At 69.8% G+C, this 13,845-nt stretch carries 1 protein-coding gene; it reads left to right on the top strand.

What is annotated here, in order from left to right:
* Positions 1-2 precede the first annotated feature (2 nt).
* The gene (locus Sp245p_RS36130; RefSeq protein WP_281291766.1) at positions 3-13,817 is read left to right on the top strand and encodes a Calx-beta domain-containing protein; all 13,815 of its coding nucleotides are present in this window, start codon (positions 3-5) and stop codon (positions 13,815-13,817) included.
* The last annotated feature ends 28 nt before the right edge of the window (positions 13,818-13,845 follow it).

Genomic DNA, 13,845 nt, shown 5'->3' with positions numbered 1-13,845 from the left:
CGATGTCCGAGCTGACTGGCACTTCGGGAAGCGACACGCTGACGGGCGGTAACGGCGACGACACGCTGGACGGTTACGGCGGCTACGACGTCCTGACCGGCGGTGCGGGCAACGATACCTTCCGCTTCTCCAGCTTGAGCGACATCAGCAACGACTGGATCACCGATTTCGCCCCAGGCGACCGCATCGACCTGTCAGCGTTGAACGCGACCTTCATCGGCGATGGGTTCTTCACCGGCTCCCCGCAGAACAAGGGGCCGGCGCAGATTCGCACGCGCGCCGACTTCACCGGTCCGGTTTTGGAGATCGACAGCGACGGCGACGGCCTTCCCAATCGTTCCATCTACGTCACCGGCTCCGTCGTCCTTCGGCAGGTCGATGGCTTGCCCGGCGTGCTGGAGGCCACGCCCGGCCAGTCGCTCACGGGCACCGCCGCGGCGGACACGTTGGAAGGCGCTGGCGGTCCGGACACCATCAGCGGTGGCGACGGCAACGACCTGCTGCGCGGTTTCGCCGGCAAGGACAGCCTGAGCGGCGGTGACGGCGACGACACGCTGGACGGCGGCACCGGAAACGACACGCTGACGGGTGGCCTGGGAAACGACACCTTCGTGATCTCCAAGCCCGCCACCATGGGCTACAACGAGGTGCGGATCACCGACCTCGCGCCGGGGGAACGCATCGATCTGTCGGCCTGGAACGCCACCTTCATCGGCGAGGGGGCCTTCACCGGGACGAACGCCGCCCATGGTCCGGCGCAGGTGCGCGTGCGCACCGACATGGCCAACACCACGCTGGAGATCGACAGCAACGGTGACGGCTTCAACGATTACTCCATCTACATCGCCGGTTCGCCCGGCTTGCAGGCGGTGGCCGGTTCCCCCGGCCTGTTCGAGCGGGTCCCGGACCAGTCGCTCACCGGAACCGCGGCGGGCGAGACGCTGGAGGGTGGCACCGGACGCGACACCATCGACGGTGGGGCCGGCAACGACCTGCTGCGTGGCAATGACGGCAACGACAGCCTGATGGGCGGTCTGGGCGAGGACACGCTGGACGGTGGCTCCGGCAGCGATACGCTGACCGGCGGGGCGGGTAACGACATCTTCCTCATCACTCCAGTCCCCATCGGCGGAAGCTATCAGTACACCCGTATCACCGACCTCACGCACGACGACCGCATCGATCTGCGGCCCCTGGGCGCCGCCTTCATCGGCACCGGTCCCTTCACCGGAACCTCCGCGAACAAAGGGCCGGCGCAGGTCCGCCTGAACACAACCTCCGGCAACGCTCTAGAGGTGGACAGCAACGGCGACGGTTATGCCGACCGGACCATCACCATCGATGGCTCGCCCCTGCTGCGGGAAGTGGCGTCCACCCCAGGTCTGTTGGAGCGGGTGCCGGACATGCTCATCACCGGCACGGACATGGACGACGTGCTGGAAGGCGACGGCGGCGCCGATACCATCAACGGCGGGGCCGGCAACGACCGGCTGCGCGGTCTGGGCGGCAACGACGTCCTGAATGGCGGAGCGGGCGATGACACGCTGGACGGCGGGAGCGGGTCCGACACGCTGACCGGCGGCCTGGGCAACGACACCTTCCTCTTCTCCGGAACGTCCGATTACGGCTACGTCAACATCACCGACTTTGCGCAGGGCGACCGCCTCGACCTGAGAGCGCTCGGTGCCACCTTCATCGGCGAAGCCGCCTTCACCGGCACCTACCCGAACAAGGGGCCGGCGCAGATCCGCCTGAGCACCGATCCCTACAGCACGGTCCTGCTCATCGACAGCGACGGTGATGGCAACATCGACCGCAGAATCACGCTGAACGGCGGGCCGGCGTTGCGGGAGGTGGCCAATTCGCCCGGCCTGTTCGAGCAGGTGCCGGGCCAGGCGCTCCTCGGCACGGCGGCGGGCGAGACGCTGACCGGCGACGCCGGGCGCGACACCATCGACGGCGGGGCCGGCAACGACCGGCTGCGCGGCCTTGGCGGCAACGATAGCCTGACGGGCGGCGACGGCGACGACACGCTGGAGGGCGGCGCCGGGACCGACACCCTGAAGGGCGGGCTTGGCAACGACACCTTCGTCTTCACCAGCCTGGGTGACGCCAACGGTGACGTCATCGAAGATTTCGCGGTTGGCGACCGACTCGACCTGACGGCGCTGGGAGCCACCTTCATCGGGGATGCGGCCTTCACCGGCACCCCGCAGAACAAAGGACCGGCGCAGATCCGTGTCCGCATGTACAGCAGCCAGACGGCGCTGGAGATCGACGAAGATGGCAACGGCTCCACCGACCGCATCATTTTCCTGAACGGCGCCCCTCCCCTCCAGCAGGTGGATGGCTTGCCCGGCGTGTTCGAGCGGGCGGCGGACCAGACGTTCACCGGAACGGATGCCGGGGAGACACTGAGCGGTGGGGCCGGGCGCGACACCATCAGCGGCGGGGCCGGCAACGATCTGCTGCGCGGCTTGTCCGGCAACGACAGTCTGGTGGGCGGTGAGGGCGACGACACGCTGGAAGGCGGCGCCGGGGCCGATGTGTTGACCGGTGGCCTGGGCAACGACACCTTCCGTTTCGCCATCACCGACATCGACGGCGACATCATCACCGACTTCGTTCCCGGCGACCGGTTGGAAATCACCGGATTGACCGCCGCTTTCATTGGCGAATCCGCCTTTACCGGCAGCTATGGAAGCAACGGGCCGGCGCAGATCCGCGTCCGCTACGAAGGCAGCGCGACGCTTCTGGAGATCGACACCAACGGCGACGGCCAGTCCGATCGTATCCTGTCCTTGTCCGGAGGGCCGGCGTTGCAGCCGGTGGCCGGGTCGCCGGGCGTCTTTGAGCATGTTCCCCAGCAGGTTCTGGAAGGAACGGATGCCAGCGAGACGCTGACCGGCGGCATCGGACGCGACACCATCAACGGCGGCAACGGCGACGACCTTCTGCTCGGCATGGCCGGCAACGACAGCCTGTCCGGCGGGTTCGGCGACGACACGCTGGACGGCGGGGCCGGCGGCGACAGCCTGACCGGCGGGGCCGGCAACGACGTCTTCCGCTTCTCCAGCCTGACCGACGCCGCGGGCGACATCATCACCGACTTCGCGAGCGGTGACCGCATCGACCTGACCGGTCTGGGTGCGAACTTCATCGGCGACGCCGCCTTCACCGGCACCAACGGCAACAAGGGCCCGGCGCAGGTGCGGTTCCGTCAGGACTTTAGCGTCACCGTCCTGGAAATCGACAGCAACGGTGACGGGTTCTACGACCGCACCATCACGCTGAACGGCCTGCACGGATTGCAGGCGGTGGATGGTTCGCCCGGCGTCCTTGAGCGGGCGCCCGACCGTTCCCTGACCGGAACGGCGAACGCCGACACGCTGAGCGGCGGCGCCGGGCGCGACACCATCGCCGGCGGTGCCGGCAACGACCTGCTGCTCGGCTTGGCCGGCAACGACAGCCTGTCCGGCGGCGACGGCGACGACACTCTGGACGGCGGCTCGGGCAGCGACACGTTGACCGGCGGGGCGGGCAACGACACCTTCCGTTTCGTGTCGGAGCAGGGGCCCAACAGCTACACCACCTTCAGCTCCGACATCATCACCGACTTCGCGGTGGGCGACCGCATCGACCTGACCGGGCTGAACGCCATCTACATCGGTACGGGGGCCTTCACCGGAGTTGGATCGAACCGGGGTCCGGCCCAGGTGCGCCTGCGCCAGGACAACATATCCACCACGCTGGAAATCGACTCCAACGGTGACGGCTACGCCGACCGCTACATCAACCTGTCCACCGGGGTGGCCCTGGAGCAGTTGGCGGATTCGCCGAACATCCTGGTGCGTGTGCCCGACCGGACCCTGACCGGCACGGCGGGTGACGATGCGCTGGACGGCGGTGCGGGCCGCGACACGCTGTCCGGCGGCGCCGGCAACGACACGCTGCGCGGTCTCGCCGGCAACGACAGCCTGTCCGGCGGGGCGGGCGACGATCTGCTGGAAGATGGAAACGGCTTCGACACGCTGTCCGGCGGCGCCGGCAACGACACCTTCCGCATCGTCGCCATACCGGTGGGCACCGGCGTCGTCAGCACGGTGGCGTCCAACACCACGATCACCGACTTCGCCCAGGGCGACCGCATCGACCTGACGGCGCTGAACGCCGTTTTCGTCGGCGAGGACGGCATTCCGGGGAACGGCACTGCGGCGGTCCGCCTGCGCACCGATCTCAACGGCAGCACAGTGCTGGAGATCGACAGCAACGGCGACGGCCTGTCCGACCGCACCGTCACCCTGACCGGCATCCATGCCCTGGAGGAACTGGCGAATGCGCCGGGCATCCTGGTGCGCGTGCCCGACCGGACGCTCAGCGGCACGGCGGGCGACGACGAGGTGAACGGCGGCGCCGGGCTCGACACCATCAGCGGCGGGGCAGGCAACGATCTGCTGCGCGGCATGGGCGGCGCTGACAGCCTGAACGGCGGCGACGGCGACGACACGCTGGACGGCGGCACCGGGCGCGACATCCTGACCGGCGGGGCGGGCAACGACGTCTTCCGGTTCGACGGAATCGGTGACGTCGGCAACGACGTCATCACCGACTTCGGTCCGGGCGACCAGATCGACCTGTCCGAGATGGGCGTCCGGTTCATCGGCGACCGGGCCTTCACCGGCGGCTATCCCAACTATGGCCCGGCGCAGGTGCGCTATCGGACCGACGTCGGCAGCACGGTGCTGGAGTTCGACAGCAACGGCGACGGCGTCGCCGACCACTCGATCACCCTGACCGGCGCCCACGCGCTGGAGGAGCTTGCGAACGCGCCGGGCGTGCTGGTGCGGGTCGCCGACCGTTCCCTCGTCGGGACCGAGGGGGCGGACGTGCTGACCGGCGGTCCGGGCTACGACAGCCTATGGGGCGGCGGCGGCAACGACCTGCTGAACGGGCTGGGCAGCGGCGATGTGCTGGACGGCGGGGCCGGCGACGACACGCTGGTCGGCGGCGACGGTGCCGATCTGCTGATCGGCGGCGAGGGCAACGACACCTTCCGCTTCACCGAGGCCAGCCAGCTTGCCGGCGACCGCATCACGGACTTCTCCGCCGGCGACCGCATCGACCTGTCCGCCTTGAACGTCACCTACATCGGCGAACAGCTTTTCACCGGCAATTTCCAGCAGAAGGGAGCGCCGCAGGTCCGCCTGACCATGTCGGGCGACGACACGCAGCTCGACTTCGACCTGACCGGTGACGGCATCACCGACGGCCGTATTGTCCTGTCGGGCGCGCACGCCCTGATCGTCGATCCGGGCACGCCGGGCGTGCTGATCCGGGCGCCGGAGACAATCCGGACCGGGACCGGCGGCAACGACACGCTGGAAGGCGGGGCGGGCAGCGACACGCTGTCCGGCGGGGCCGGCGACGACACGCTGGACGGCCTTGGCGGCGCCGACAGCCTGGACGGCGGGACCGGAAACGACCTGCTCCTCGGCGGGGCGGGGGCGGACCTGCTGCGCGGCGGTGCGGGCGACGACACGCTGGACGGCGGGGCCGGGTCCGACCAGCTTTTCGGCGGCGAGGGCAACGACACCTTCCGCTTCACCAACGGCAACGACCTCTACGGCGACCGTATCGCCGATTTCACGGATGGCGACCGCATTGACCTTTCGGCGCTGAACCCACTTTACATCGGTTCCGCGGAGTTCACCCCGTATCCCAACGGCGGCGGCCCGGTCCAGGTGCGCTCGGTCATCTCCGGCGGCGTGACCCGTGTCGAGGTGTCCTACAGCGGCTTCGGGTGGATCAACACCTACTTCACGATCGTCGGCGAGCATGATCTCAAGGTCGATCCAAACGCGCCGGGCGTGCTCGTCCGCATTCCGACCCAGGCGCTGACCGGCACCGACGGCAACGACAGCCTGACGGGCGGTCCCAGCCGCGACACGCTGTCGGGGGGGGCCGGCAACGACACGCTGGTGGGCCTGGGCAGCAACGACCTGCTCCAGGGCGGCACCGGCGACGACGCGCTGATCGGCGGCGATGGGGCCGACACGCTGGAAGGCGGCACGGGCAACGACCGCTTCGTCGTCGGTTCCGCGTCGGAAATGAATTACGACCGCATCCTCGACTTCGGCCCCGGCGACCAACTCGACCTGTCGGCGCTGAACGCACGCTTCCTCGGCGAGGGCGCGTTCACCGGCAGCGTGTCCAATCCGGGCGGCGCCGAACTGCGCGTCTATTACAGCGCGGACACCACGACGGTCGTCCTCGACTCCAACGGCGACGGCATCGCCGATGTGGGCATGTGGCTCAACGGCGTGGTGCCTCTGGTCGAGCTGGCGGGAACGCCAGGCGTTCTCATCACGGAATACGGCAAGGCCCTGACCGGCACGCCCGACGACGACAGCCTGACCGGCGCCTCCGGTCCGGACACGCTGATCGGCGGGGACGGCAACGACACGCTGAGCGGCGATTACGGCAACGACCTGATCATCGGCGGGGCCGGCAACGATACCCTCATCGGCGGCGACGGCATCGACACGCTGGAGGGTGGCGACGGCGACGACACGCTGAACGGCGGGCCGGGCGGCGACCTGATGACCGGCGGGGCCGGGCGGGACAGCTTCCGCTTCAACCGGGCCGGCCACATCGACGGCGACCGCATCACCGATTTCGGTCCCAACGACCGCATCGACCTGCGTGACATGAACGTCACCTTCATCGGCACCGCCGCCTTCACCGGCAGCGTCGCACAGCCCGGCCCGGCCCAGGTGAACGCCGTCATCGTCGGCAGCGGCCCGCTGGCCGAAACCCGGCTGGTCTTCGACATGAACGGCGACGGCATCGGCGAGCGGATGATCATCCTCTCCGGCACCCACACGCTGATGGCGAGGCCCGACAACGCCGCCATCCTGATCCGCGTGGACGATCTCGTCCTGACGGGCACGGACGCGGGTGAGACGCTGGAGGGCGGCGCCGGGCGCGACAGCCTGTCCGGCGGCGGCGGCAACGACAGCCTGACCGGCGGTGTCGGCAACGACACGCTGTCCGGCGGCGACGGCGACGACACGCTGGTCGGCGGTGCGGGCACCGATCGTCTGACGGGCGGTGCCGGCAACGACACCTTCGTTTTCACCGCGGACGACATTGCGGGCGACCGGATCACCGACTTCTCTGACGGCGACCGCATCGACCTGTCGGCGCTCATCAACCCGAACGGTTTTGCGATCACCTTCTCCGCGGTGGGCGAGCCGGGTTTCCGGAACACGCTGCTGGAAATCGACTTGAACGCGGACGGTGTGACCGACCGCATCATCGAGATCGCCGGAGAACATGTGTTCCAGGGCGACCCGGAGGCGCCGGGCGTCCTGGTGCGCGCCGCCAGCCAGCGCTTGGAGGGCACGGCCGCCGCTGACACGCTGATTGGCGGGCGTGGTGACGACACGCTGACCGGCGGGGCCGGCAATGACAGCCTAAATGGCGAGGAAGGTCGCGACCGGCTCGACGGCGGCGACGGCGACGACACGCTGCTGGGCGGCGACGGGGCCGACACGCTGACCGGCGGTGCCGGCAACGACACCTTCCGCGTGCTGACCGTGGGCGACGCCGCGGGTGACCGCATCACCGACTTCGCGGACGGCGACCGTCTCGACCTGTCGGCGCTCAACGCCACCTTCATCGGCGGCAACGCCTTCACCGGCTCGTCCGTCAATCTCGGCCCGGCCCAGATCCGCGTCGCGGTGACCGGTGCAGAAGGCCAGCAGCGCACCCGCGTGGAGATCGACGGCGACGGCGACGGCATCGCGGACTCCGTGATCGAACTGGCCGGCGCCCATGCCCTGCGGGAGGACGGCACGGGCGTCCTGGTCCGCGTCTCCAACAGGACCCTGACGGGCACGGCCGCCGCCGAGACGCTGACCGGTGGCGACGGCGCCGACAGCCTGTCCGGCCTGGGCGGCGACGACCGGCTGGAAGGGCTTGGCGGCGACGACCGGCTGGACGGTGGCGACGGCAACGACACGCTGGATGGTGGCGAGGGCAGCGACACGTTGACCGGCGGTGCCGGCAGCGACAGCCTGACCGGCGGTGCTGGCGGCGACACGCTGTCCGGCGGCGACGGCGACGACACGCTGGTTGGGTCGGAAGGCCGTGACGAGCTGACCGGCGGCGCCGGCAACGACACCTTCGTCTTCGCCCGCGCCACCGACATCAACGGCGATCTGATCACCGACTTCGCCACCGGCGACCGCATCGACATTTCCGGCCTGTCGGCCAGCTTCCTCGGCACCACACCGCTCTCCCAGCGCTTCGGTTCCGGCGTGGCGGTGAACTACGTCAACTCCGGCACGGGCGCCTTCGCGACCACCGATCTCCAGTTCGACATCGACGGCGACGGGGTGGCGGACCGCGTCATCCATCTGGCCGGCACCCACGCGCTGGCCGCCGATCCGTCGAACAGCGGCGTCCTGGTCCGCGTGACCGCCATCTCCTCCACCGGCGGCGACGGCGCGGACACGCTGACCGGCGGCGCGGCGTCCGACACGCTGACCGGCGGGGCCGGCGACGACCGCCTCGACGGCCTCGGCGGCGCCGACTTCCTCTATGGCGGTGCCGGTGACGACACGCTGGCCGGCGGGGCCGGCGAGGACGTGCTGAGCGGCGGCGAGGGCAACGACACCTTCCGCTACGCCAGCGTGGCGGAGGCGAACGGCGACCGCATCACCGACTTCGCGGCGGGCGACCGCATCGACCTGTCCGGTATTCCCTTCACCTTCGTCGGCAGCGGACCCTTCACCGGCACCGTGGCCCAGCCGGGCGGTGCCCAGGTCGGTTTCCGCTTCGTCACCTCCGGCGGCGCCACCACCCAGCTGCTGTTCGACGCGAACGGCGACGGCGTGGCCGACGCTACCCTGACGCTGGCCGGTTTCCACGAACTGCAGGAGGCCGAGGGCAGCGCCGGCGTCCTCGTGCGGTCCAACGGCCTCGACCTGACCGGCACCGCCGACGCCGACACGCTGAGCGGCGGCGACACGCCGGACCGGCTGATGGGTCAGGCCGGTGATGACCGGCTGTCCGGCAACGGCGGCAACGACAGCCTGTCCGGCGGTCTGGGCAACGACAGCCTGGACGGCGGTCAGGGCAACGACCTGCTGTCCGGCGACGCCGGCGACGACACGCTGAACGGCGGGGCCGGCGACGACACGCTGAACGGCGGTGACGGCAACGACCTGTTCCAGGCCAGCGGCGGCACCGACGACATCAACGGCGGCGCCGGACTCGACGCGGTGGTCTTTACCGACGCGAAGGCGAACTATGACATCGTCAACAACGGCGGCACGATCACCGTCACCCACGCCCGCGGCACCAAGGCGGACGGCGTCGCCCGCATCACCGCGGTGGAGGAATTGCGCTTCACCGACCAAACGGTCGACCTGACGCCGGCCTCCGCCATCGGGGCGCGGCTGATCGGCGGCCTGGGCGGCACCGCCGGCTTCGGCGAGAACGAGCTGGACCGCAGCAACGACGGGTCGAGCGCCTTCATCGACATCCGGTCGGTCTTTGCCGACGGCATCAACGTCTTCGGCAAGGTCTACACCGGCTTCTACATCAACACGAACGGCAGCATCTCCTTCGACGCGCCGCTGGCCGCCGGTCCGTCGGCCGGCGCGCTGTCGGCGACGGCCCCGGCGATGATCGCGCCCTTCCTGTCCGACGTGGACACGCGAGGCGGCACCGGCGCGGCGACTCCGGGGGGCACTTCCCAGGGCACCAACCGGGTCTATTACGACCTCGACCCGGTCACCGGGACCATCGTCATCACCTGGGACGACGTGGCGGCCAACGGCGGCACGGACGGGGGGCGCAACGCCTTCCAGCTCGTCCTGACCAACGCCGCCGACGCCACCGGGCGCAAAGCCGGGGACTTCGACGCAGAGTTCCGCTACGAGTCCGTCAACTGGGCGCAGACCGCTGGAAACACGGTCGCGCGGGCCGGCTACACCGCCGGCAACGGCGACACGGCGGGCCTGTTCATCCTGCCTCAGTCGGGCAGCGAGGCAGGAATGCTCGCCCTCGACACCACGGCGGGCAACACGGGCGTGAACGGCCTGTGGCGCTTCGAGATGACCGGCGGCACGGCGTCGAACGTCCTGCCGGCGGTCGTCGCCATCGAGCCGGGCCAGCTGTCGAAGGCGGAGGGCAACAGCGGAACCACCCGCTTCACCTTCACGGTCACCCGCTCCGGCGACACGACCAGCGCGGTGTCGGTCGGCTACACGGTGGCCGGCACAGGCAGCAACCCGGTGGGCGCCGGCGATCTGGCGGGCGGCTTCCTGCCCTATGACGGCACGGTCACCTTCGCGGCGGGCGAGACCAGCAAGACCATCTCGGTGGATGTGCTGGGCGACACCGTGGCGGAGGCGAACGAGACCTTCGCGGTGACGCTGGCCAACCCGGCGGACGGCTCCAACATCAAGCTGGGCAACCGCCAGGCGACCGGCACCGTCCTCAACGACGACAACCAGGCGCCGCCGCTGCCGCCGGGCTTCCGTCCGGGCGCCAACTGGGGAGACCCGCATCTGGTGACCTTCGACGGCTTCTATTACAGCTTCCAGGCGGTCGGCGAGTTCACCTACGTCAACGCGAAGTCGGGTGACGAGCGGATCGTGCAGCTCCGCACCGCGGCGCTGGGCGACGCGGTGTCGATCAACACGGCGGTGGCGACGAAGATCGGCGCGGCGCGGGTGTCCATCAATGCGAAGGACTCCGCCCACCCGCTGCGCATCGACGGGGTGGCGACCGACATTCCGGACGCCACCGGGTCGCTCGCCGTCGGCGACGGGCACATCTTCCGCTCCGGCAACGTCTACACCATCGTCTATTCGAACCAGGAGCAGCTCATCGTCACGGTCGAGGCCGACCGCGTCGACCTTCAGCTCTACCTGTCGCCGAGCCGTGCGGCGGGGTCGATCGAGGGCCTGATGGGCAACCTCGACGGCGACGCCTCCAACGATCTGGCGCTGGCCGACGGAACGGTGCTGTCGCAGCCCATCGACTATGCGGTGCTGTACGGCAGCTACGCCGACGGCTGGCGGGTGACGCAGCAAACCTCGCTCTTCGACTATGGCCAGGGCGAGACGACGGCGACCTACACCGACCGCAGCTTCCCGCGGCAGGTGCTGTCGGTGGACGCCCTGCCCGAGGCGCTGCGCCAGCGGGCGGAGGCCCTGCTGGACGCCGCCGGCATCACCGATCCGGCGTTGCGGCAGGCGGCCCTGCTCGACGTGGCGCTGACCGGCGACGCCAGCTTCCTGAAGGGGGCCACGCAGACCAACGCTCCGACGCAGCAGTCTAACACGTCGAACGCGCCGCCCGCCGCCCCGGTCATCACCATCGCGGCCCGCACCGCCACGGTGACGGAGCGCAACAGCGGCAGCACGAACGTCGTCTTCGACGTCTACCGCACGGGCGACCCCAGCGCCGATCTGGTGCTCGACTTCGCCGTGACGGGCTTCGGCACCTGGGCGGCGGACGCCGCGGACTTCGGTGGTCAGCTCCCCAGCGGGACGGTGACCCTGGCCGCCGGGCAGACCTCCGCGACGATCACCGTCGCGGTGGCCGGCGACGCGGTGGCGGAGACCGATGAGACCTTCGCCGTCACCCTGTCGCAACAGGCCGGAGCCGCCACCCAGGCGGTGATCGCGGCGCCGCGGGCGACCGTGACGATCGAGAACGACGACGGCGCGCTCACTCCCCGCCTGGACATCGCGGCGGCCTCGGCCATCGTGCAGGAAGGGGCGAACGCCAAGGCGACCTTCACCATCACCCGCAGCGACAACGCCCTCGACCCGGTCAGCGTCACCTACACGGTGGCCGGCAGCGGGCCGAACGCGGCGTCCGCGGCGGATTTCCTGGGCAACGCCTTCCCGACCGGCACCGTTAGCCTCGCGGCCGGCGAGACGACGAAGACCGTCGAGATCGCCATCGCGACGGATGCGTTGAACGAGGGGGACGAGACCTTCACGGTCACGCTCTCCAACCCGAACGGCGCCACCCTCGGCACCGCGGTGGCGACGGGGGTCATCAAGAACACGGCACCGCCGCCGCCGTCGCTGTCCATCGCGGCGGAGAACGGCAGCGCCTTGGAAGGCAACGACGGAACGACTGCGTTGATCTTCCTGGTCACCCGCACGGGCGATACCTCCGGTTTGACCACCGCGTATTACGTGGTGGCGGGCAGCGGCGGCGCCCCGACGTCCGCTAGTGATTTCGCCGGTTCCACCCTGCCGTACGGCACGGTCACCTTCGCGGCGGGCGAGCAGACCGCCCGGATCACCGTCAACGTCCAGGGCGACCGGGATGTGGAGTCCGACGAGACCTTCACGGTTACGCTGTCAAACGCCAGCGGCGGCACGATCGGGACGGCCTCGGCGACTGGCACCATCCGCAACGACGATGTGGCGACGGGTGGCAGCAACGGCAACCCAACCGGCACCCAGCCGATCGGCAGGGAAACGGTGGGACTCCTTTGGGTCGAAACGACACCGAGCGCCCCTCCCTCCGGCCTGGGCGTCGCGTTTGTCCAGACCCAGCCGTACTCAATGCTGGCGGGTGAGTTCGGAAGGGCGACCTTCACGCTCATGCAGGGAGCGGGAAGTGGCCCGCTGTTGCAGGCCCAGGTCGTGGACGGCAGCAGCGTGAATGCCTATGGCCCGCAGTCCACCGTGGAGAGTAGCCAGACGGCCGGAGTTTTCGCCGGTATGCTCGCCATGGTGCTGCCGGAAAGCCGAAGCGCCGCGATCCGGACAGAACTGGCCGGCTTTGTGGCCGGAACGTCCGAGCAGGTGATCTTGCGCACGCTGACCCCGACGGGCCCGGGACCGGTCACCATCACCGGCACCGCCACCGCCGGTGCGCCGCGTGAAGCACTCATCATCAACATGGGCAGCAACCCCGGCGGTTCGGTCGTCCTCAACCAAGTGGACTTCGCGGTGCTGGTCGGCCAGGGCACCTTCACCGGCGGGGAGGGCAACAGCCTGACCATCGGTGACGACAGCGCCCAGGTGATCAACCTCGGTCCGGGCGACGACACCACCCGCGGCGGCGGCGGCAACGACGTGGTGGCCAGCACCACCGGGCGCGACCTGCTGGCCGGCGACGCGGGCAACGACACCCTCCACGGTGGCGACGACGACGACACGCTTCTGGGCGGCGACGACGACGACGTGGTCGGCGGCGGCAACGGCAACGACCTGCTCAGCGGCGACGCCGGCAACGACTGGCTGATGGGCGAGGATGGCAACGACACCGCCATCGGCGGCGAGGGCAACGACGTTGTGTTTGGCATGAACGGCGACGACCTGCTGACCGGCGACGCGGGCAACGACACCATCGTGGGCGGGGACGGCAACGACTCCATCCTCGGCGGCATGGGCAACGACCTGATCGGCGGCGGTGCGGGCAACGACCTGATCGACGGTGGCGACGGCAACGACGCCCTGGTCGGCGAGGATGGCAACGACACGCTGTTCGGCGGAGCCGGTGACGACGTGCTCTGGGGCTTCGGCGGTGACGACTGGCTGATCGGCGGTGCGGGGAAGGACATCTTCGCCTTCACGCTCGGCGGCGGGAACGACTATGTGTTCGAGTTCAACCCGGACGAGGACATCCTGGGCTTCGCGATCGCCGGCATCAGCATCGCGGACATCAAGGCGAGCGCCCAGACCGTCGGCAAGAACACCGTCTTCACCCTGTCCGACAAGAGCACCATCACCGTGGTCGGCCTGACCGGCGTCACCGACTCCTGGTTCTCGTAAAAAGGCCGCGGGCCGGCGGGGAAACAGT

The sequence above is a fragment of the Azospirillum baldaniorum genome, from assembly GCF_003119195.2.
GTDB lineage: Bacteria > Pseudomonadota > Alphaproteobacteria > Azospirillales > Azospirillaceae > Azospirillum > Azospirillum baldaniorum.
Note: the sequence above shows the minus strand (reverse complement) of the source record. Positions and strands in the feature narration are given on the sequence as shown.

What these genes read in the sequence shown, in the direction of transcription:
- Sp245p_RS36130 (WP_281291766.1), top strand. Translation starts at nt 3, where the DNA reads ATGTCCGAGCTGACTGGCACTTCGGGAAGCGACACGCTGACGGGCGGT.